The sequence below is a fragment of the Acinetobacter sp. TG2027 genome (genome assembly GCF_000302435.1).
Taxonomy (GTDB): domain Bacteria; phylum Pseudomonadota; class Gammaproteobacteria; order Pseudomonadales; family Moraxellaceae; genus Acinetobacter; species Acinetobacter pittii.
Window position 1 is genome coordinate 355,662 of record NZ_AMJN01000053.1, and the last position, 21,164, is coordinate 376,825.

Below are 21,164 nucleotides of genomic sequence, written 5' to 3' on the forward strand. Positions count from 1 at the left end.
ACATGACTCAAACACCTGAAGCTTTAACGACTGAACAATTCAAACAAACCATTATCGATAAAGGCCAGTATTATCATATCTATCATCCTTTTCACGTGATGATGTATGAAGGTAAAGCCACCCAGCAACAAATTCAGGCTTGGGTTGCAAACCGATATTACTATCAAATTAATATTCCGCTCAAAGATGCGGCGATTATGGCAAATTGCCCTGATCAGCGAGTCCGTCAAGAATGGATTCAACGCATGATCGATCAAGATGGTGAATATCCAGATGGCGGTGGTCGGGAAGCATGGTTACGCTTAGCTGAAGCTGTGGGCTTGAGTCGCGAACAAGTTATTTCTGAAGAGTTAGTTTTACCGGGCGTTCGCTTCGCGGTAGATGCCTATGTAAATTTTGCACGCCGTGCTTCATGGCGTGAAGCAGCAAGCAGCTCTTTAACTGAACTTTTTGCTCCACAAATTCATCAGTCACGACTTGATTCATGGCCGCAGCATTATCCATGGATTGATGATAAAGGCTATGAGTATTTTCGTTCTCGTTTGAGTCAGGCACGTCGTGATGTTGAACATGGTTTAACGATTACGCTTGATTCATTTACAACTTTTGAGCAACAAGAACGAATGCTTGAAATATTACAGTTTAAGCTGGATATTTTATGGAGCATTTTAGATGCTTTAACTTTGGCATATGTTCACAATGAAGCACCATATCACAGCGTGACAAGCAAACGAGTTTGGCACAAAGGACTATTTAAATGAATAAAGAGCAGTTTGATTTAAACCTTGTGCCAACATGGCGACAAGGTTACCGTTTTCAGTTCGAGCCAGCTCAAAATGGTTTTGTGATTTTATATCCTGAAGGCATGATTAAGTTAAATGAGAGTGCAGGGGCAATCGGGCAATATATTGATGGGCAGCAAAATGTTTCTGCAATTATTGCTCAGTTAAAGCAAAAATTTGGTGATATTGCTGAGATAGATCAAGATGTAGTGGATTACATGCTGGTCGCAAAGCAGCAACACTGGATTGATTTAGTATGACAGAAGGTGTTGGCCTGCCTTTATGGTTATTAGCGGAGTTAACTTATCGTTGTCCGCTACAATGCCCATATTGCTCAAACCCATTAGACTACGCTCAGCATAAAAATGAACTAACCACCCAAGAGTGGTTTGACGTTTTTGATCAGGCGCGTCAAATGGGTGCTGTTCAACTTGGTTTCTCTGGCGGTGAACCACTGGTACGTCAAGATTTAGAACAACTCGTTGCATATGCTCATCAACAAGGGTTTTATACCAACCTCATTACCTCTGGTATGGGCCTTACCGAACAACGTATTGCCGATCTGAAACAAGCGGGTTTAGAACACATTCAAGTGAGCTTCCAAGCTAGCGATCCTGTGGTGAATGATGCCTTAGCAGGTTCAAAACATGCTTTTGAACAAAAGTATGAAATGTGCCGATTGGTTAAGAAATACGATTATCCAATGGTGCTTAACTTTGTTATTCATCGACATAACATTGACCAGATTGAAGAAATCATTGAACTTTGCCTTGAGCTGAATGCCGATACAGTCGAGTTGGCAATTTGTCAGTTTTATGGCTGGGCTTTTCTAAACCGCCAAGGTTTATTACCCACACAAGAGCAACTGACACGAGCTGAACGGATTACCAATGAATATCGAGAAAAATTAAAAGCGCAAAATCACCCTTGCAAACTCATTTTTGTAGTGCCTGATTATTATGAAGAACGACCAAAAGCCTGTATGAATGGCTGGGGTAAAATCTTCTTTACGGTTGCTCCAGATGGTATGGCGCTACCTTGCCATGCAGCACGACAACTGCCCATTTCGTTTCCAAACGTCCGCGAACATAAATTGTCAGATATTTGGTACAAATCAACTGGATTTAATCATTTCCGTGGCGATGCATGGATGCCAGAAGGGTGCCGTAGCTGTCCCGATAAAGAACGTGACTTTGGCGGATGTCGTTGTCAGGCCTATATGTTGACTGGAGATGCGGCTAATGCCGATCCTGTATGTGGGAAATCGCCGTATCATCAAATGATTGAACAAGCACAGGCAGAAAGTCAATTGGCTGCACCTTTGCAAAATTTAGTATTCCGTAATAGTAGAAACTCTAAATCTTTAAGCGCCACACAAAATATTCCAGTCCACACGATTACAGATATATAGCAAGTAGGAATACTCATGAAGCCTCGCCATATTCCAGTTTTTGATGGACATAATGACGCATTAACACGTTTATGGCTAAGTGACCATCCAGATCCTGTACATGCTTTTATTCATGAACGTTTAGTAGGCCATCTTGATTTAAAACGCTGTCAAGAAGCTGGTTTTATTGGTGGAATGTTTGCGATTTTTTTACCGCCATATAGCTATGTGCAACAGCATCATTCCAATAAATTATTTGATCAGAATGCTTCTGATTTTACGCAACAGCAAATTGAACAAATTTGCTTGGAACAACTCGATTTAGCTCACCAACTTGCTCAGTATTCTAAAAATATTAAAATTTGCACCTCGGTTCAAGATATTCAAGATTGCAGAGCAGAGCAAAAACTAGCGATTGTATTGCATATGGAAGGTGCAGAAGCTTTACAACAAAATCCTGATTTACTCGATGTATTTTATGAAAGAGGCTTACGTAGTATTGGCCCCCTCTGGAATAGACCTAGTCGTTTTGGACATGGTTTAAATGCTAAGTTTCCTCACTCACCTGACACGGGAGCAGGTCTTACGAGTGATGGCAAAGACTTTATAAAACGCTGTGCCAATAAAAAGATGGTGATTGATGTTTCACATATGAATGAGAAAGCTTTTTGGAATACTGTAGATATATTGCAGCAGCCAATTATAGCAACACACTCTAATTCACATGCTTTATGTCCTCAAGCTCGCAACTTAACTGACCCACAACTCAAAGCAATAAGGGAAAGTAAAGGGATGGTAGGCGTAAATTTCGATGTCGCTTTTTTACGGTCGGATGGACAACGCAATGCAGATACATCGATTGATGTAATTTTGGAACATTTAGAATATTTAATGGATCATTTGGGCGAAGAACATGTGGGCTTTGGTTCAGACTTCGATGGTGCACTTATAGGTACTGAACTTGAAGATGTGACAGGCCTACATCGCTTAATTGAACGTATGCAACAGCGTGGTTATTCAAAAACACTGATTGAAAATATATGTCTTAATAATTGGATGAGGGTGCTTTATAGAATTTTTGGTCAATAATGAATGACTAAACAGAGTTAATCTACAGAATCATAACTATTTTTTTATTGGCCGAAATGACTAAAAAAAATACAAATAGTTTAATTGTCAACCATTCGGTATATTCACTACACTCAACCTTACTGAATGTAAGAACATTTGGTATTTCAGGTCTTTTGTGGTTTTCACATCACCCATTTCTTTATGAGAAGTAGAAATGGGTTTTTTCTTATCCTAATTATATAAACGTGACAGTCATCACAATAATCGCTAATTATTGGTAAAAACCCTCAATCCCATCTTGACTAAAAGTTCAGCATTAAATACATTTGTAATGTATTTTTAAAGATAATAAGATTGCCTTAAGCGATTCATAATACTGCTTAATCCTGAAATACAGTGAAAAGCCTATTCTTTTTTAGAATAGGCTTTTTGCTTTGTATCAAAATTTATTTTTCGGGATTATTTTTCTCTTCAATTAACATAAAAAATAAACACCTTACAAAAGCGGAGCAAATGAAAGCCGTTAAATAACAAATTTTATGCTATTAATTTAAGCTAATTTCTCAAAAGTTACTCCGTTAATCGAAGAGGTGCAAAATGTTAAAGTCAATTATAGTATTGGGAACAGGTATCGCGATTGGGATGTGTATGTACAAGAAAAAGCAAAAAAATAGCAAAAGCTTTACCACAGATAGTGATACAGACTCATTGATTAGTAAAGACACTGCTAAAAATAAAGATGATGGTTCGCTGGATAACGCAGTACAAGTTTAGAATTAAATAAAAAGGGTTCAGTTAATGAACCCTTTAATTTTGATTAAAAGTAAATTTTTTAATAAGTAATATCTATATTAAATAGATTAACTTAAAAATAATATTTAAATTAAATAATCACTCAACTATTCATTTAATTATTACAAAAATATGATTAGAACAAAGAAAACACTTTCATTATTAAAATTTACATATTGTATCAGTGCAATCTTTATTATTGTCGATACGGATAATAAAAAAATGGAGACTAGTATGTCAAAACGCCATATCTTAAAAGAAGTGAATGCTAAAAGTATGTGTGGTATGGAAATCGTTGTCGAACAAATTTATGAAAATATCAATGAAAAAAACTTTGTAGACGTTGAACTGGAACAGAGCTGGTTACCACTTTCTAAAATTGTGATTTCGGATAAAGTTATCAATTTAGATCCAGATAATAGCTTTGCTCATCCAAGAACAGGTAAAGTTTTTAAAGTCTTTAATTCTTAATCATTTTCCTGTCAGTACACTTTTCATATTTCTAAGTCATTGAGGCGAAACATAGATACGTTTCGCCTCAATCCATTTAACTAAGAATTAATTTTCTTTTTGGAAAATAGTTTCTCTGCAGCTCCCAACACAAAAATAAAGAACACGGGAACAAAAAAGATGGCCAAGATGGTGGCAGATATCATACCTCCAAATACCCCTGTACCTAATGCATGCTGAGTTTCCGAACTTGCTCCAGTTGCAATGACCAATGGGATAACACCACAGGTAAAGGCAAGGGAAGTCATCAAAATTGGGCGTAGGCGTAACTTTGCTGCTGCAACGGCTGCTTCAATTAAAGTCATGCCTTCTTCTTTGAGCATCTTTGCAAACTCAACAATTAAGATCGCATTTTTGGCAGATAAACCAATAATAGTGATAAGACCAATTTTGAAGAAAATATCGTTTGGCATTCCTCTTAACATAATGGCTAATATTGCACCAAAGATTCCTAAAGGAACAACAAGCATGACAGATAACGGAATTGACCAACTTTCATAAAGTGCAGCTAAAACTAAAAACACGACTAACATTGATAAAGCAATAAGAAATACCATTTGAGATTCAGATTGCTTTTCTTGTAGTGAAATGCCTGTCCACTCATAACCAATACCTTGAGGAAGTTTAGCAATTAACTTTTCCATTTCTCGCATCGCATCACCTGAAGATACCCCTATGTTAGGCACTCCAGCGATACTTAATGATGGTCGGCCATTGTAGCGATTATATTGCTGCGGCAACTTATTCCACTGAGGAATCACGACCTCGGATAAAGACACCAGTTGTCCGTTTGCGCCTGCAACCTTTAAACTCAAGATATCTTTTAAATGCATTCGTGATTTTGCATTGGCTTGAACAATAACTTGCTGCATTCTGCCTTGATTTGGAAAATCATTGATATACATCGATCCCATTGAGGTCGAAATAATATCCGAAACAGAAGCAAAGCTTACTCCTAGAGTGTTTAATTTCTCGCGGTCGATCTTCAAGCTAATATTGTCACCTTGAGGTAAACCTTCTGGGTAAACCATGTAAAATTTTTTGTTTTGGGCCGCCATTTCCATAAGCTTTTCTTGGGCCGAAATTAAAGCAGGCATTCCTAAATTTGCTTTGTCTTGTAAACGCAAACTAAAGCCTGAAGATGTACCCAATTCATCAATGGCAGGGGGAAGTACAGACATAGTTGTACCTTCTTTACTGTTTGCCATTTCTGCATTTATGAAGTTGGTATAGTCAGTAGTAGATTTATCACGCTCGCCAAAATCTTTTAAGGTTGTAAAAGCGAGTGCAACGTTTTGGCCAGCGCCACTAAATCCCCAACCCATAATTGAAATATTGCTTTTAACATCCGACTGCTCATTTAAATGGTTTTCAAAATCTTTCACAATTTTTGTTGTACGTTCAGCAGTCGCATCTGAAGGTAATTGGAACGACGTTAAAAACCAGCCTTGATCTTCCTCTGGCATAAAAGCAGTTGGCCAATATTTCATGCCTGCAAAAGTTAAACCTGTAATCACCACAAAAATAATTAAAGTCGGAATAGTATGTTTAACGACTTTAAGTAAAATCGCTTCATATTTTTTTGTGACTTTATCAAAGCTACGATCAAACCATGCATAAAAACCTTTCTTTTGATGATTTGCATCAACAGGTTTTAATAAGGTTGCACAAAGTGCAGGGGTGAGTGTTAAAGCTAAAAATGCCGAGAATAAAATTGAGACTGACATCGTAATGGTAAATTGGCGGTAAATAATACCGACCGAACCACTTGCTAAAGCCATTGGTAAAAATACGGCTGCCAACACCAAGGTAATACCAATAATCGGACTGGTAATCTCTGTCATGGCTTTAGAAGTCGCTTCTTTAGGAGATAGACCTTCGGTTGCCATAATTCGTTCTACATTCTCAACGACTACAATCGCGTCATCGACAATAATCCCGATCGCAAGCACCATACCGAACATAGTTAACACATTAATTGAGTAACCGGTTAAAAGCATGATGGTAAAGGTGCCAAGCAGGGCAATTGGAGCGACAATCGCAGGAATTAAGGTATAGCGAACATTATGAAGAAATAGATACATCACAATGAAGACCAAAACCATGGCTTCAATTAATGTATGAACGACCTTTTCTATCGAAATTTTAACAAAAGGTGCAGTATCGTAAGGAACGCTAAATTGCATGCCTTCAGGTAAATTTACTTTTAGTTCTTCAAGTTTCTGTTTTACCGCATCTGCTGTTTTTACTGCATTTGCACCAGGGCTCAACTGAATGGCCGCAGCTGTTGCAGGTTTACCATTTTCTAAAATCGCAAAATTATATGACTGAGCTCCCATTTCTACATCGGCGACATCCGACAACTTAATATTGGCGCCGCTAATATTGCTCTTTAGACTAATATTTTTGAACTGCTCTACATTTTCAAGCTGTCCTTGAGCGGATAAAGGTATGGTAATTAATTGACCATTAACTAGAGGACGATCACCAAGTCTACCTGGTGCAATATCGATATTATTGTTACGAATCGCATTATTTACATCACTAATCGATAGACCATAAGAAACTAATTTATTTGGGTCTACCCAAATTCGCATCGCTTTTTCAGCACCAAAGGACTGAATTTTTCCGACACCGTCAACACGTTTAAGCTCTTCGACCACATTACGAACCAGATAATCGCTTAAATCGACTTCTGAATAACGATGGTTAGGTGAGTTTAAACCGACAAGCATTAAAAAGCCTGAGGACGATGCCTCTACAGCTAAGCCTTGTTGGCGGACGACTTGGGGTAAGCGTGCTTCAACCGCTTTAATTTTGTTTTGTACGTCGACTTGTGCCATATCCACATCGGTACCGGGTTTAAATGTCGCGGTAATTTCAGCGGTTCCTGAAGAATCCGTTGTAGCACTATAGTAGAGTAAGTTTTTTACTCCTGACATTTCCCGTTCAATGAGGGTAATCACACTATCATTAATCGTTTTGGAAGTAGCGCCAGGATAACTTGCTGTAATGTTCACTTCGGGTGGCGCAACACTCGGAAAGCGTGCAATGGGTAGCTTTGGAATACTCAGCACACCAAATAGAATAATAAAAATTGCAATTACCCATGCAAAAACAGGACGGCGAATAAAGAATTGAGACATCATTTAGCATCTCCTTGCTTCACCGTATTTTCTGTTGAAGCCGCTTTCCATGCTGAAATTGCCAGTTTTTGGTTGGGCTGAATACGCTCTATACCTTCAACAACAACTTTGTCGCCTGCTTTCAGCCCTTTATTGATGAGATAAAACTGCTCATATTGTTGCCCTAACTCTACTGAGCGAATATCTGCGCCACCTTTGGCATTCATTACATAAACTTGAGGATCGCCATTCATATTGCGCTGAATAGCTTGTTCTGGCACGAGTAAGGCCTGAGGAACCGAAGCACGCTCAATATTAACGCGGACATACATACCTGGCAGTAATTTTCTTTCAGGATTGGTCACTTCAATACGAATGGTGACATCCCCAGTTTCAGGGTCCACATTAATATCTTCAAACAGCATTTTTGCTGTAACGTTATAGGGCTGTCCCAAACTATTCAAAATCTGTACAGCTTTTTGATTGTTGGCAGATAACTCACCACTTTGTAAAGCTGCCTGTAAGCGCTCATATTCCCCAATAGACTGCTTTACATCGACATAAACGCGGTCAATTTGTTGAATAGTCGCCATAGTGTTGCTATCAGCCTGACTAACCAAAGCACCTTCCGTTACGAATGATTTACCAATACGTCCGGAAATCGGTGCTCGCACTGTCGCATACTGTAAATTAAGATTTTGACGAGCCAATAACGCTTTCATTTGAGCAACATCTGCAATCGCTTGTCGATATTGCGCTTCGACATTACTTACTTCTTGCTTGCTAATCGCATTACTTGGTAAAAGTTGCTGGTAGCGCTCAAGTTGTATTTTTAAGCGGTTTACTTCTGCTTCAGCCTTATTTAAACCCGCTCTATTACTATTTACATCGGCCTCAAATGTTTCTGAGTTTATTTTGTATAGAGGTTGTCCAGCTTTAACTTCACTACCTTGAGCGAATAAAACTTTTTCGATAATACCGCCAACTTGAGGACGAATTTCGGCAGTTCTGAAAGCTTGAACGCGCGCAGGTAGATTTTCACTAAAGTTAATAGACTGTGGTTGAATTGAAATAACGGTAACCTTAGCCGTAGATACCTGTGTTTGATCACTTACTTGTTCATTGCCACAGCCATGTAATACAAGACCGAAAGATAAAATGAATGGAACTAAAAAATGCTTTTGCACTTTTATAACACCTAATGGACTTCTAGATGCTGGCATTATTTTTGATGTGTGTGTAACCAAAATCACGAATATGTGGAAAAAGTGTGGAGATCTATCAAAAAATACGCGTATGATAAATCAAATTTTTCCCGTGTCTTATTGCTATGTTCGAGTCAACCTTTACGTTTAATTGTCAGGATAAGCTTATTCTTATTGTAGAAGATGAATATGATATTGGCGATATTATTGAACATTATCTTAAGCGTGAAGGTATGCGTGTTGTACGGGCCATGAATGGTAAGCAGGCAATTGAAATACACGCAGCGCAGCCTATTGATCTGGTGATTCTCGATATAAAAATGCCGGAACTGAGCGGGTGGGAAGTACTGAATAAAATTCGGCAAAAAGCAGCAACACCAGTCATTATGCTTACGGCTTTAGATCAAGAAATTGATAAAGTCATGGCTTTAAGAATTGGAGCAGACGACTTTGTCGTAAAACCCTTTAACCCAAATGAAGTGGTCGCACGTGTACAAGCAGTTCTAAGACGTACTCAACAAAACCAGCAAACTCCCAACCGAAATCTGATTTATAAAAATATTGAGGTGAATGCCGAAATTCATACTGCTTACATCCATTCAGGCGATCAAAAACAAACACTCAATTTAACTCTAACTGAGTACAAAATTTTATTACTGATGTTACCGCATCCTCATAAAGTCTTTACCCGTTCAGAGCTCATGAATCAGTGTCTACCAGATCGAGATGCATTAGAACGTACGGTCGATAGTCATGTCAGTAAGCTACGAAAGAAAATAGAAGATCTGGGTTTACGAAATATGCTCATCAATGTTCGTGGTGTAGGCTACAGGTTGGATCATCCACATGAAAAATAAAACGGGCATTAGTAAACAACTAATTATTGCACTGAGTTTTACCAGCCTAAGTGTTACGCTGAGTTCGCTAATTTTAGGTTATGGCACCTACTATGTTGCAATTGAAGTAGGGCTTATATCTCTCGAAAAGCTGAAAGAAAGTGATGAGTTCTTCCACTATCTAGATGGTATATGGTTATTCGCCGTGCTTCTATTTGGCACAGCATTATCAATTATTTTAGGCATTAAGCTTGCTCAACGTTTTATTGTGCCTATTAATCTATTAGCCGATGCAGCTAAGAAAATTAGTCATGGGGATTTAAGCGCACGAGTTGAAAAACCAATACATCATTCTTCTGAAATTGGTGAGCTTATGGATAATTTTAATGATATGGCTCAAAAACTAGAGACCTCAGTTGAAAATGCTCATGTCTGGAATGCCGCAATTGCACATGAGTTAAGAACGCCAGTCACCATTTTGCAAGGTAGGTTGCAGGGGATTATTGATGGTGTTTTTGAAGCTGACCCCATTTTATTTAAAAACTTACTGAATCAAGTAGAAGGTCTTTCAAACCTAGTCGAAGATTTACGTACATTGAGTCTTTTTGAAAACCAACAGCTTAGACTTAACCTCGAAACGATTTGTTTTAATAAAACTGCTCACAAAGTCGTGCACATGTTTGAAGAAAAATTAGAAAAAGCTCAGCTTAAAGTCATTTTCGATATTGAAGCGCCAAAAGTTGAGTGTGATCAACGGCGAATTGAACAGATTTTAATTGCTTTACTGGATAACGCTACACGTTATGCAAATCCTGGAAAGTTAATTGTTTCAACGAGACAAGAACAAACTAACTGGATTCTTGAAATAGAAGATGAAGGACCAGGCATTTCAGCTGAGCATCGTAAAGATTTATTTAACCCTTTTTTCAGGTTAGAACAATCAAGAAATAAAGAGTTAGGCGGCACTGGGTTAGGTCTTTCGGTTGTACAAGCTCTTGTCATTGCCCATAAAGGTCAAGTCGATTATTTAAATCAACATTCACATAGTATTTTTAAAATAAGTATTCCTCAATAATGATCGCTTTTGTACAACCTTTAACGCTTTAATTAAGAGAAATTGCATTTCATGACTCGTGATTAACTAAAAAATAGGTTAATTTGTTTATAAAATTTTTAAGTAAATACTGATTTTTTATGATAATTGAGATAGAAACCCATCCACTTGAGCCATTTTTACCTGAAAATGCCCGTTTATTAATGTTAGGCAGTTTTCCACCGCCACGTAATAAATGGAAGATGGATTTTTACTATCCCAATTTCCAAAATGATATGTGGCGTATTTTCGGTTTGATTTTTTTCCAAGACAAAACTTACTTTTTAAGTGAAAGCCAAAAAAATTTTAATGAAGAACGTATTCGAAACTTCTTGATTGAAACTGGTATTGCAATCTTTGATACCGCTTATCAAATTAAGCGGTTGAAAGGGAATGCCGCAGATAAATTTCTTGAAATAGTAACACCAACAGATCTTGCAGTTTTACTTCAGCAGATTCCTCTATGTCAAACCATTATGACCACAGGTGATAAAGCGACTGATACTTTAATATCAGTTTTACCAGAACACACCGAAAAACCGCTTATAGGAATGTCTACCTCGACTTACTTTGCTGGACGAAATATTAATTTATATCGTCTACCATCTTCTTCTAGAGCATATCCATTAGCGCTAGAGAAGAAAGCAGAGGCTTATCAAAAATTCTTTAAAGAGATAGGCATTTTATAAGTAAACTTGAAATGCTGTTACATCATCCATTCAACTGGTAGATATGAAACAGCTTTAATCATAGTACGTTGGAAAAGGCTCGTATCTGGGTCTTTTTCATATTCAACAATCTTTCCATCCGACTGATAATCTAACCAAACAATTTTGCCTTCACTATTTAACTTAAGCTGGTAAGCAACTTGAGGTAAGTGCTGATCGAGCATGACAGAAATTTGCGCTTGTAATTGACTCGACTCAATAACCAGACCGACCTCAGTATTTAAGTAAGTCGAACGAGGATCAAAGTTAAACGAACCAATAAATACTTTACCGTCTACATCAAAAAACTTGGCATGTAAGCTCGATTTATTTTTACCTTTAGCAGGGATCACACTTCCAGTCACTACTTCATACCAAGTTCTGCGTCTGCGTTCTAAAAAGGGCTTAAACTCAAATAGTTCTACACCACTTTTGAGCATCTCAACTCGATATTGACTATAAAAGGCATGCACAATTGCCACGTCATTTGCAGCAAAAGAGTTGGTTAAAACCCTGACTTTAACACCTTGCACCTTGAGTTGCTTTAAATAGTAAGTGCCTTGTTGGGTAGGAACAAAATAAGCAGAAGCTAATTCGATATGCTGCTTTGGTTCACCCATAATCTTTAGGACTTGCCCATAAAGCATTTCTTCTTTAGCGGCCAGTCCTAAGATTTTTTTAGGTGAATCAGCAACAAAATATGCTTTTGACCACTGGATTGGATAGTGCTCTAAAAGTTCTTTTAAATAGCTTTGAGCATCGTAAAGCTTATCTTCAGTTTGAGTATGATTTTCACTTTCATGAATTAAATCATGGTAGTGCTGCCTTAGTGTTTGCAAATGGTGTACAGCACATGTTCCCACCAGCTCAGTAGCATTTTGACTTAAATCACTTTGCCAGAAATCATTAAAGACAGACTGTGCATGTTGTACGGTATGTCCATAAAATAAAATATCTAGATCTGTAAACTGAAATTTACTACTTGCATCAAAATACTCACTACTAATATTTCGACCGCCTGTTACCGCAATCACGCCATCTGCAATAATTAACTTATTATGCATGCGATGGTTTACTTTTTTGAACCGAAAAATATAGTCTAAAATTCTTAAATATCTAAACTTGTATGGATTAAACAATCGAATTTCAAAATTGGGGTGGTGGAGAAGGCTTCTAAGAACTCCATCCAGCTTTACTCCATTTTGATCATCAATAAGTAAGCGGATTTTTACGCCACGATCTGCCGCTGTTAGTAACTCGTGCAGCATTAAGTTTCCAACAAAATCATTTGTCCAAATATAATATTGTAAATCAATTTTTTCTTTTGCATTTCTAATCAGATACATACGAGAAGCGATACTGATAAAGGCATCATCTAATGCCACAAAAGCAGTCAGTCCTTGTTCTGTTTTTTTTGTAGCTTGCTCATCATTCAACCAATTAAAGCTATTCGTCACTATATCATTCTCATCAGGGTCGTATGTACCGTTATACGAAGGTGTATGTGTAAAGCCCCAAGCATTTAATGCCATACTACTATACTGCTGATAAATTTGATTAATCATGTAAGCTTTTAAAGTCGCATCCAAGATAAGCACATCACAGCATTTTTATATTCAATTTATATGTCAAAATTCATATTAAACGTTATAAATACATTCTGCCAAGCCTCAACGCTAGCAATTCTTTATTTTTATAGAGATATATCTATTTAAAAATATAAAGTTAAATTTAACCCTTTTATGCCTAATGCTATATTCAACATTATTTTTTAAGGATGCTTGAGATGAGTCACGTGGGTTCTTGTCTATGCAATGAAGTCAAATTTTCAGTTATTAAGAAAATAAACACGGTCTATCATTGCCACTGTAGTCTCTGCCGTAAACAAACTGGAACCGGGGCAAATGCAGCAACATTAGTAAATAAGGATAAATTTGAGTGGTTATCAGGTTTAGAACTTGTCCGTACCTATAAAAAAGAAACAGGCTTCACATCTTCATTTTGCAGTCAATGTGGATCACCAGTACCTAACTTAGTAGGCTCTACTAATTTTATGTGGATTCCATTAGGCCTGTTAGACCAAGATATTGTTGTGCTAAAAAAGCTTAATTTTTGTATCGTTTCAAAGTCAAATTGGGTAAACACAGTAGATGCAGATGAATCTTACGATGAACTTCCAACTTTAAATGAACTAAACATATTGTTTGAGTAAAGAATTTTAAAAAATGAGACTTAGTTTGCATTAAATTTAATTTTTTCGGATGGTTATGCTTGAAGGTTTCACAAAAACACTCTAATTACAATTGGCATTACAACAATTACATTAGAAAACATGATATCTATCATACTTCCTTAAAGGGCTGAGTGAGTAGCTTAATAATAAAAAGGAGAAAATAGAGATGCCACAATATTTAATCATCGCTGAGAATGTATATAAAAAGATTGAGGACAAAAATTTATTTTCAGAAAGCTCGGCAGAAAACTTAAATCAATTAGTTGGTGTAATTCGTAATGAAATTAAAGGCACCAAATTTAAACTTAAATACAATTTTATAGATTTTGAGGAATGCCTAACCAAGCCCTTAGAGGAGTGTGCCATTAAGTTAGACATGAGCCTTATGCCTAACTATAAAAATAAAGATGAATATATACTCTGGCTTGCAGGTTTTATTGAAAGAATTACAACAGGAGGTGAGGCAAAGCTTCCACCAATCTCAAAATTTATTCCTCCAGACTATAAGTTTAATTATGAGGAACCACCCAAAGTATCATCTTCAACACAAGATGGTGGAGAGATGATCATTAATTATTTCAAATCAGATGCATTTAATAAAATTATAAGCCAAGAAAAATAAGTACATAAAAAATATAGAAGTGATCGTCCACTACACTTCTATATCTCGCTGTAAATTCAGCAACCGCCTACTGGGGCGGTTTTTTAATTTTATCCACCTTATTCATAAAAAATATATTGTTATAACTTTTCACAAAAGTTTGCATAACGCACAGAATCAGTCTCATTGGCCTAAAAACAGATACAACCTTCAATGTTAATTTTAAATTTACTTAACTATCGTTTGGAGATAAGTATGTTCAAGGCTATGTTTTTCTTTAGTGCTGGTGCTGTTTTCGGATACTGCTGTAAACACAAGGAGGATAAAGCTAAAGAGGAGAACTCATCAAAATAAGCGAACTGCATTCATAAAGAACTTACTAATGAGTTGGTTTTTTATAAGGAGGTGTCTATGCTCCACAACCTTAGACAGCTTTTCTGTATTCATGTCTGGGAATATGACTTTGATATTACTCATGACGAAGTTAAAGAATGCAGAAAATGTGGGAAAATTCATAAAATCAAGAGTTTTCCCAAATTGACTTAAGATGTAACTTTTTACTTTTAGTCTTAAGTGAATATTAAAAATTAAATAGGCTCAAAATTTTAAATATTGAGCCTATTTAATATAAAACTTAATTAATTACCCTTAAATAAGATTAAAGAATACCTACCAATTTAATCAGAATAAAATCCCAAACAAATCACATTTTAAATCTATAAAACAGTTATATTGCACATAACTTATCAATTAAAATTAAAAATACAGAAACAATTTAATAAAAATTAAAAAATTATTTTTATAGCTTTCAACTTATACTTATATTTTACAAATAATTAATAAGGAGATAGAAATGCCAAAATACTTACTATTAGCAGAAAAAATTAATAAAAATATTAAAAGTTCTTATTCAAACAATCATTTTAGAAATTTAAATAACCTTATTTTAGAAATAAAAAAAGCTATTGCAGGCACTGAACTAAAGTTTTTATATAACTTTGTGAACTTCGAAGGTGTTGTTATTAGTGTAAAAAATGAACTCCCTATTAAGCTAGATATGAGTTTGATTCCAAAGCATAAAAGCGAAGATGACTTCATTTTATGGTTGGCAGATTTTATTGATCGAATCACTATCGATACAAGCAAAAATCTCCCTTAAAAGAAACAATTGCAAACTCTCATCTTTAGAAAAATTTTTACACCAAACTACAATGGCTAAAGTATTTAAGGTTCTTGTCTAAGAGCTGAATTCATATCATGTCGAACTCTGCTGATGTTTTCATAAATGACTTTACGCATTCGGTTTACTGCGCCTAATGGTTTATGCTCAGGTAGGGCATGCCACGGTGTAAAAGACAGATTCTCACAAAACTTATTTTGCTCGGGTGTGTCAAAGTTCTGCTTGGGAATATGAATAGTTGCTACTTGATAAAAAGGAGCTGCTTTTTCATCCCATTCTGTCATTGAGTCTTCTACCAACATTTGATTTGAAGTTCGTGGTTGAATAAGAAATTCCATACAAGCATCTGTACTTTGCAAAGTTTTCTTTAAAGCTTCTCTTAAAAAATCATGACTAGGATTCTTAGGTAGATTGTTTGGCTGCATTGAACAAGCACGTACTGAATATTTAACTGCTTGTCGATCATTGCCAAGCCCTAACTGATAGGGAACCATAGACCAATAACGTGCGTATAATGGATTTGCAATTTGTGAATTACGTGCTCCAAGAGCATTCATTGTTCCCTTAAAACCTAACGCAAATGGAATGTGAAGTTTTCTGACCATATTATGGCTATTCACGTCATTCATAAAAGAAAGATATCGTTTAGCATCATTCGCAAAAAAGACTGGATGATTAATCATAATAAAATCTTGAGTGGTTGCTTGCTTTTCACTTTCTAAAATTTTCTGTCCAGACACACCTAAAATTTTTATTGCGATGCCACGTGCATCTTTTTTAATGTCGGCATTAGAGGCGTCATTTGAAGCATTAGAAAAACGGATCCATGCTTGATAACTTCGATCTGGAATAAACATTCCTTTAGCAAACTGGACAGGTATATTTTTTGAGACATGAAAATCGGCACGAACACAACCATGCGCCTTAGGATGTGCATCACGTAAAGCATTTCCAGCCGTATACTGTTCCCGAATTGACTTTTCAATGACTTGAGCTATGTTTTGAGCGAGCAACTCTTCGTTAGGCTGTAACTTTTCTCCTAATACTGTGTCGATCTTTGGATAAGAGTTACTTTCCGAAAAGGTCTTTGCGGGTGACGTTGCATTGGAATATAAAGTTTCAGTACAACCTGATAATGCAAATACAAGAGGAGTAAATAAAAACAAACCTTTAAAATTTATAGGCTGTATAAAAGTTGCCATTTATTAACTCCTCAGAGTAAAATATTTTAGGATAATATTAAGATTTCATGTTTAATTTTATTTTGAACTTTATGAAAAATATAAACTGTAAATAATTTAAACGTCATTGTTACTTATCTGAACAATATAATAGGAATTATTATTTAATATAAAACCTCTTAATACATTAAGAGAATGTAGACATGATAAATAACTCACAGAATGTACAAAATAATACTAATACATCACCTCGCCCAATCACTCAAAATACCCTTATTGATCGGTTTAGCCCTATTTATTGGAGAATAGACGGCCCGCAAACGATGTCTTTCGCCATTACGAACTATGGAAATGGTTTTGAAGCATCTTTTAGATCACGTATGACAAATGATTTGGTAGGAATTACTTGGGATTCTTATGACACTAAAGATCATAAATTTTTAGCGTATCAAACCAAATATAGCTATGCAGGGGTGGTTTGGGACTTCGATATTGAGTTATCTGCCACGATGCCAGTGCTCAACAATCCAAGTTTAACGCCCACTTTAACGGTGTACTATAATGAAAATGGCGTAAATAAAATTGCATATGTTGTTCTATTTAATTACGCAAATAATCCTTCCTCGCGAACGGCGCATATTCGTATTAATTGGGATACAGTAAAAGCAGGCTTCTCTGCTACAGATAGCTTTCCGGTAACCAATATTCAGCGAATTTCATTTTCTGGCTTTACCAGTGACTATAATGGTCAAACCGCTATACCTTTAAGTCAACCAAAAGATGGCTACATTCGTCTCACTAACTCCGTTGTAACTGGAACAAATGCAAAGTTAAATTTGAGCCGCATAGTTGTGCCACAGCACAATTATGGCATCTGCACCAGCTATGATGACCACTATGACTTAAATCCTCAGCGCTTAGTCAACAATATGGTCGCTTTGGGATACCAGGGTTTTGTTAACCACTATTGTGGGATGTCGCATTATCCAGAAATGACATGGAAAAGTGATATTAATAAATGGCAAATACCAGATACGTTGGTAACAGGTGAAGCGGTCGTTAACTCATGTACGCGTAAATGGCATGAGAAATATGCTCAGGCTTTGCATAACGCCAGTTTGCAACCCATTTTTGGGGTCAGCTTTGAAATGTATTCCTTGGGGGCCAATGAATATTGGGCACAGCGTGACTGGAACAGTAATTTAGGTAAAACAGGCTACCAACCACCGAGCTATTTTTTTAGTTTAAGTCATCAGAATGCTTTGGCATATCTACATAAAGTCTTTATTGAGTTTGCTGATGCAATGGTAGCGGGTGGATGCGATGTAAATATGCAGATCGGTGAACCTTGGTGGTGGTATAACACTGATACCAATCTACCTTGTGTATATGACTATCCAACAAAATTGGCTTTTAATGCAGATACAGGATTATATGCACCAGATTTGGGTACAATTTATGAAGCAATGAATAAAACAGGAACGCCATATGATGAGTTTAAAACATGGCTTAGAAATAAATTAGGACAAACCTGTCAAAACATTCGTACCGTGATCAAAGCAAAATACTCTACTGCCAAAGTTAGTCCTCTTATTTTCTTTCCTTCCATTCAGTCCCCAATTCAGACATTAGCTACTTATATTAACTATCCAAGCCAACATTATTCATATCCTAATTTTGATTACATGATGACAGAAGCTTATGACTGGCTATTAGAAGCTCGCTTAGACTTGGCACATCAGGCAGTTTCCCAAATACCTATACAAGGGTTAGGCTATCCTGCAAATAAAGTCATTTATTTATCTGGTTTTGTTCCCGATGCCTCTATTGCTTATATCTATGGTTTTGATAAAACCAAGCCATATCGAACACCTATTTGGCAACGAGTTTTTGGTGACATGAAAAACAATGTTTCTTTAGGGTTAATGAAGCAATTTATCTGGGCATATCCACAAGTTATGTTTGATTCAATTACGATTGATACCACTCAAGCCCCCAATGGCTTCTTTGTTGAAAATACGCTTTATTCTCCAATTAGTGATAACACACCATATCCACCAGATATTTACCTCTAAGTAAAAACAAGCTGCTTATAAGCTAATGATTTGATAAGAAACCTCTTCAAGTAAGAGGTTTTCTTCTTTTTTAAATGTAGGCTTGCTTAGATGTATTTGACTGGCTATGCTGTGATAGATTGTCATGAAAGCCAATTTTAATTTAAGCAAAATTAAGCTCTTGTATTATCAATATATAATCTATTTTGCTCGACTATAAATACCGAATGATTTAAAGGAAACCCAAAGATGAAATCTCGTGCAGCTGTCGCCTTTGCCCCAGGAAAACCTTTAGAAATTGTTGAAGTTGATGTTGCACCACCTCAAGCGGGTGAAGTTTTAATAAAAATTACCCATACAGGGGTATGTCATACCGATGCTTTTACATTATCTGGCGATGACCCAGAGGGTGTTTTTCCTGCCATCTTAGGTCATGAAGGCGCAGGTGTTGTGGTTGAAGTGGGTGAGGGCGTAACAAGCGTTCAACCCGGTGATCATGTGATTCCACTTTATACAGCTGAATGTAAAGAATGCTTATTCTGTAAATCTGGAAAAACCAACTTGTGTGTTGCAGTACGTGCTACTCAAGGTAAAGGTGTCATGCCGGATGGAACCACACGTTTTTCATATAACGGCGAACCAATTTACCACTACATGGGTTGTTCAACCTTTAGTGAATACACGGTAGTTGCAGAAGTCTCTTTGGCTAAAATCAATCCTGAAGCGAATCACGAACAAGTTTGTTTACTTGGATGTGGAGTGACGACTGGTATTGGCGCCGTGCATAACACAGCAAAAGTACAAGAAGGTGATTCTGTTGCCGTATTTGGTCTAGGCGGTATTGGTTTAGCTGTTGTACAAGGCGCACGTCAAGCGAAAGCAGGGCGCATTATCGTCGTAGATACAAACCCAGATAAATTTGAACTTGCTAAGCAGTTTGGTGCTACCGATTTCTTAAATCCAAAAGATTATGACCAACCTATTCAGCAAGTGATTGTAGAAATGACAGGCTGGGGTGTAGATCATTCATTTGAATGTATTGGTAACGTTAATGTTATGCGCTCGGCTCTAGAGTGTGCACATCGTGGTTGGGGACAATCAGTTATTATTGGTGTTGCTGGTGCAGGCCAAGAAATCTCGACACGCCCATTCCAGCTAGTGACAGGCCGTAAATGGTTAGGTACTGCATTTGGTGGAGTAAAAGGCCGCTCACAACTTCCTAAAATGGTCGAAGATGCTATGAAAGGTGAGATTCAACTTGAACCTTTTGTAACGCATACAATGCCTCTACAAGACATTAATACTGCTTTTGATTTAATGCATGAAGGTAAATCAATTCGTACTGTCATTCATTTCTAAATGAAAGAAAAAAGGGCTGTGATTCAGCCCTTCTTTATGACTTATAGTTTTATATCTTAAATTACATTACCACACATGTCAGTGGTACCCTGAGGGTAGTTAAACTGTAGCGCATTACGGTCAGTAATCAGTTCGTTCGACAACTCTTGTCCAAATAATTGTTCGGCATCTATTGATATATCACTTGAAACAAAAAAGCGTATATTCTCAAGTGGCGCAGGCAAAGTAGATTTATATCCTTGATCAACACCATTTATAATAAAGCCAACTTGCTTAGTGTTCTGATTAATATAAATACCTAATCTTTGGTATCCATTTGCATTATTTGTCATGTTTTGACCTTTAGAATATCGACTGTCAGGGCCAGTCTCATCACTAAGTCGGTAAGCTACAGAATAGCTTAATCTAGCAGGATTCTCACCAAAATCTGGATCATAAGTACCCATATTAAACCTAAAATTGGATCTGACTGTATAGCCATTATTTGTTACACCATTAAAACCAATGCCAGAGGAGTAATAAGCAGAATTACCAAGTGATGAGCTCCCAAGAGCTGAGGTTGGGATCTTAAGCTCTATTTCAAATGCAATAATACCTGTATGAGGTATTATTAAATCACCAATGTCATTAGTTGAATTAAGACTAGCTTTACTTCTAGCTACATACTCTACAGTACCATACTCATTTTCTGGCATAGGCTCTACTTTAAGACTAAATTTTTGGCCAATTATTAATGGGAATATTTTAATTGGCCAATAGTCAGTATGTTCATTATTCCAAAGATCATAATCTTCTTGAGTCGCATCAAAATTGTATTGGCAGACTGGGGCAGAGGAATTAAGGGAGGCAGTTTTAGCCAAGAGGGTTTGAGACGCTAATTTTTCATTCTTTGTAGTGGATGAAATGCTTTTAGATGCTACTTTTTGGCTAGATTCATTCTGCGATACGGTAGTCGTATTATCAGAAGATACCTCATACATAGCCCAACATAATGTCACTGCACTAACAGCAATTATGCCTATTTTTTTCATAAATATTCCTATCG

19 protein-coding genes are annotated in these 21,164 nt (G+C 36.6%); 14 read left to right on the top strand and 5 right to left on the bottom strand.

The annotated features are described in order from the left end of the window. Window positions 1-2: 2 nt before the first annotated feature. From pqqC to B806_RS0115850, 6 genes are all read left to right on the top strand, one after another. Window positions 3-761 carry a pyrroloquinoline-quinone synthase PqqC gene (gene pqqC, locus B806_RS0115825; RefSeq protein WP_017403216.1) on the top strand — a complete coding sequence of 253 codons (759 nt, stop codon included), beginning with the start codon at window positions 3-5 and terminating at the stop codon, window positions 759-761. Continuing rightward, window positions 758-1,042 (top strand): pyrroloquinoline quinone biosynthesis peptide chaperone PqqD, encoded by a 285-nt coding sequence (pqqD, locus tag B806_RS0115830; RefSeq protein ID WP_004792407.1) that lies wholly within the window; start codon window positions 758-760, stop codon window positions 1,040-1,042. Before pqqC ends, pqqD begins: the two co-directional genes overlap by 4 nt. Then, the gene (gene pqqE, locus B806_RS0115835) at window positions 1,039-2,193 is read left to right on the top strand and encodes a pyrroloquinoline quinone biosynthesis protein PqqE (RefSeq protein ID WP_017403217.1); all 1,155 of its coding nucleotides are present in this window, start codon (window positions 1,039-1,041) and stop codon (window positions 2,191-2,193) included. Before pqqD ends, pqqE begins: the two co-directional genes overlap by 4 nt. Before the next feature lie 15 nt (window positions 2,194-2,208). After that, the gene (locus B806_RS0115840) at window positions 2,209-3,261 is read left to right on the top strand and encodes a dipeptidase (RefSeq protein WP_017403218.1); all 1,053 of its coding nucleotides are present in this window, start codon (window positions 2,209-2,211) and stop codon (window positions 3,259-3,261) included. Window positions 3,262-3,840: 579 nt separating this feature from the next. Further along, window positions 3,841-4,017, top strand: coding sequence for a hypothetical protein (locus B806_RS0115845; protein WP_002113575.1), 177 nt, complete (start codon window positions 3,841-3,843; stop codon window positions 4,015-4,017). A 252-nt stretch (window positions 4,018-4,269) separates the two neighbouring features. Further along, complete coding sequence (locus tag B806_RS0115850) at window positions 4,270-4,506, top strand: hypothetical protein (protein ID WP_017403219.1); 237 nt, start codon at window positions 4,270-4,272, stop codon at window positions 4,504-4,506. Between the two features lie 80 nt (window positions 4,507-4,586). Here the strand turns inward: B806_RS0115850 and B806_RS0115855 are convergent, their stop codons facing one another. Together B806_RS0115855 and B806_RS0115860 are read right to left on the bottom strand one after the other, a co-directional pair. Continuing rightward, window positions 4,587-7,694, bottom strand: a complete 3,108-nt coding sequence (locus B806_RS0115855; protein WP_017403220.1) for an efflux RND transporter permease subunit — start codon at window positions 7,692-7,694, stop codon at window positions 4,587-4,589. Continuing rightward, on the bottom strand, window positions 7,691-8,857 hold the full coding sequence (locus B806_RS0115860) for an efflux RND transporter periplasmic adaptor subunit (RefSeq protein ID WP_017403221.1): 1,167 nt from the start codon (window positions 8,855-8,857) through the stop codon (window positions 7,691-7,693). Before B806_RS0115860 ends, B806_RS0115855 begins: the two co-directional genes overlap by 4 nt. A gap of 143 nt (window positions 8,858-9,000) precedes the next feature. Here B806_RS0115860 and adeR point away from each other — a divergent pair, with 143 nt between their 5' ends. The 3 genes from adeR (at window position 9,001) to B806_RS0115875 (ending at window position 11,493) form a co-directional block, all read left to right on the top strand. Next, window positions 9,001-9,732, top strand: a complete 732-nt coding sequence (gene adeR, locus B806_RS0115865; protein ID WP_017386947.1) for an efflux system response regulator transcription factor AdeR — start codon at window positions 9,001-9,003, stop codon at window positions 9,730-9,732. Further along, a complete protein-coding gene (adeS, locus tag B806_RS0115870) occupies window positions 9,722-10,786 on the top strand; it encodes a two-component sensor histidine kinase AdeS (protein ID WP_017386948.1) in 1,065 nt (354 codons plus the stop codon). The genes adeR and adeS overlap by 11 nt, the downstream gene beginning before the upstream one ends. 119 nt (window positions 10,787-10,905) lie before the next feature. Beyond that, complete coding sequence (locus B806_RS0115875; RefSeq protein WP_017386949.1) at window positions 10,906-11,493, top strand: DNA glycosylase; 588 nt, start codon at window positions 10,906-10,908, stop codon at window positions 11,491-11,493. Window positions 11,494-11,510: 17 nt separating this feature from the next. Here the strand turns inward: B806_RS0115875 and B806_RS0115880 are convergent, their stop codons facing one another. Beyond that, window positions 11,511-13,100, bottom strand: a complete 1,590-nt coding sequence (locus B806_RS0115880; protein ID WP_017403222.1) for a phospholipase D family protein — start codon at window positions 13,098-13,100, stop codon at window positions 11,511-11,513. Between the two features lie 188 nt (window positions 13,101-13,288). Between B806_RS0115880 and B806_RS0115885 the strand changes: the two genes are divergently transcribed. From B806_RS0115885 to B806_RS0115905, 3 genes are all read left to right on the top strand, one after another. After that, window positions 13,289-13,723 (top strand): GFA family protein, encoded by a 435-nt coding sequence (locus B806_RS0115885; RefSeq protein ID WP_079380999.1) that lies wholly within the window; start codon window positions 13,289-13,291, stop codon window positions 13,721-13,723. Window positions 13,724-13,910: 187 nt separating this feature from the next. Continuing rightward, window positions 13,911-14,366: a hypothetical protein gene (locus B806_RS0115890; protein ID WP_005069217.1), complete on the top strand. Its 456-nt coding sequence runs from the start codon at window positions 13,911-13,913 to the stop codon at window positions 14,364-14,366. A gap of 832 nt (window positions 14,367-15,198) precedes the next feature. Further along, the gene (locus B806_RS0115905; protein ID WP_017386953.1) at window positions 15,199-15,504 is read left to right on the top strand and encodes a hypothetical protein; all 306 of its coding nucleotides are present in this window, start codon (window positions 15,199-15,201) and stop codon (window positions 15,502-15,504) included. A gap of 65 nt (window positions 15,505-15,569) precedes the next feature. On the opposite strand, the gene B806_RS0115910 is transcribed toward B806_RS0115905, so the two are convergent. Further along, window positions 15,570-16,727: a catalase family protein gene (locus B806_RS0115910; protein WP_017386954.1), complete on the bottom strand. Its 1,158-nt coding sequence runs from the start codon at window positions 16,725-16,727 to the stop codon at window positions 15,570-15,572. A 182-nt stretch (window positions 16,728-16,909) separates the two neighbouring features. Between B806_RS0115910 and B806_RS0115915 the strand changes: the two genes are divergently transcribed. Together B806_RS0115915 and B806_RS0115920 are read left to right on the top strand one after the other, a co-directional pair. Next, window positions 16,910-18,781, top strand: coding sequence for a hypothetical protein (locus tag B806_RS0115915; RefSeq protein ID WP_017386955.1), 1,872 nt, complete (start codon window positions 16,910-16,912; stop codon window positions 18,779-18,781). A 228-nt stretch (window positions 18,782-19,009) separates the two neighbouring features. Continuing rightward, complete coding sequence (locus B806_RS0115920) at window positions 19,010-20,119, top strand: S-(hydroxymethyl)glutathione dehydrogenase/class III alcohol dehydrogenase (protein WP_004792384.1); 1,110 nt, start codon at window positions 19,010-19,012, stop codon at window positions 20,117-20,119. A gap of 56 nt (window positions 20,120-20,175) precedes the next feature. Here the strand turns inward: B806_RS0115920 and B806_RS0115925 are convergent, their stop codons facing one another. After that, window positions 20,176-21,150: a DUF4882 family protein gene (locus B806_RS0115925; RefSeq protein WP_017386956.1), complete on the bottom strand. Its 975-nt coding sequence runs from the start codon at window positions 21,148-21,150 to the stop codon at window positions 20,176-20,178. Window positions 21,151-21,164: the final 14 nt, after the last annotated feature.